The sequence below is a fragment of the Eisenbergiella sp. OF01-20 genome (genome assembly GCF_003478085.1).
GTDB lineage: Bacteria > Bacillota > Clostridia > Lachnospirales > Lachnospiraceae > Eisenbergiella.
Map to the genome: position 1 here is coordinate 211,126 of NZ_QUES01000007.1, position 1,714 is coordinate 212,839.

Here is a 1,714-nt window from a genome sequence, read left to right on the forward strand (position 1 = left end):
GGGGCATAGGGCTCTGCCCTATGTACCTGCAGGGGACTAGTCCCTTGACCCATTAACCCTCGCCGGGAAGGCAGGGAAAGGAACAAAGTTCCTTTCCTGGTCATGAGGGTAATCCGTGAATCTTTTGTCAATAACTTTCCCGGTATAAAGGGACTTTGCCCCATTATTCCACGGTTCACTTGACAACGATTCCGCTTCGATTATTATGCAGATGCTTTTTCTTCGTCGTCCCAATGGTGTTCCTGTTTTTGGACGAACTTATGAAAGATAGATTTTCGCCAGGGATGATTCATTGGAGGAATGTATTTCTTTTTCGGTTTTGGCTCTTTGTAGTCTAAATCTAAATTTTTGGATTTGGCTTCGTGTTCAGGAATAGCTTCCAATGCATAGATATCGGCATCATTGACACAACAATACTTTTTGCCATCAAAAGCCTGGATAAACATGGTCCTGGTTCCTTTCCGGTAATGTACCTGCAGACCGTTCTTATCAAGCATCTTATAGTAGCTGTTACTGTGTCTGAGACAGTGTCCGGTATCGACAGTTCTTTCACACAAAGTTGCCAGTGTAAGATTTATTTTTTCGTTTGAGGGTTGCTCTTCAAACACAGATTTGATAGTATTGAAAGGAAGTGAAAACTTCGCATTGAATTCTTTTACTTGGAGGTTGAGGAATTCGTTAGCAGCTTCTATGGTCGTGATTCCCGCGAGTCTTAACTCAATTGGGAGTCTCGACTGTAAAGTTTGATTGAAACGTTCTACACGGCCTTTTGCCTGTGGAATACTGCTGGATTCTAATTCAACACCAAGCTGGTGGCAGGCATAGGCAAACTGTGTATAGGTATCCTCATCGAGAGATGGGGAATTTTTCTTTTTATAGGTAAACACAGTACGGCGATCAGTAAAGAACTTATAAGGAATGCCGTAATCGGTCAAAATCTGTTGGAATACATGGTAGTAACCATTCAGAGTTTCCTGTGTATCGAACCATGCACCAACAATTCTGCCAGTGGCATCATCAATAGCAAGATGAAGGTGCCAAATGCTACCAGGAATCCATTCATATGAAGTCGCATCCATCTGAAGCAGTTCTCCAAAGTAGGGGGCTCTGGGACGTCTGGTATGGGCATCTTGGGCAGCTACAAGATTGGTTTGGATGGCATCAGCTTCCGTTTGTGTTTTGGCAGCTTTCTTTAAATCCTTCAAATGTTTTATGATACGTTTGTGTTTTGCACGAGTGACCTTAGGTGAGAGAATGTATTCTGATTCTAAAATTTTAGAAACTGAGGAGACAGACAGAGAAATACCTTCGTGCCTGTCAAGTAATTCTGTAAAGTGTGTAAAGTTGGCATCATAGTATTTACTGCGGTAAAGATCAATAATAGTAATCTTTACGTCATTTTGAATGGTATTGGCTGGTTGACGTCCTTTGTTTCCATGTACGAAGTATACTTTTCCATATGTTTTGTATCCGGCGAGCATACGGTTGATGTGCCTGATTGTGCACCCCAGTGTAAGTGCAGCTCTTTCTTTGTTAGGCTGAGGGTGATCAGCCAGGCCTTTGATCACTTCATATTTCTTCAGTTCATCCATTGTAAGTATAACCTTTCTGATAATAAATTCCTCCTGTCGTAATAAATAAGCAGGAGTTAGTATACCATAGTTGGGACATTTTCGCTTGGGGTATATAAGGACATTATCATAAATGGTTCATA

1 protein-coding gene is annotated in these 1,714 nt (G+C 41.5%); it reads right to left on the reverse strand.

Annotated elements, in window-relative coordinates; all coding sequences use genetic code 11:
* Positions 1–203 precede the first annotated feature (203 nt).
* Positions 204–1,592, reverse strand: a complete 1,389-nt coding sequence (locus DXA36_RS11680) for an ISNCY family transposase (RefSeq protein WP_118679292.1) — start codon at positions 1,590–1,592, stop codon at positions 204–206.
* Positions 1,593–1,714 lie beyond the last annotated feature (122 nt).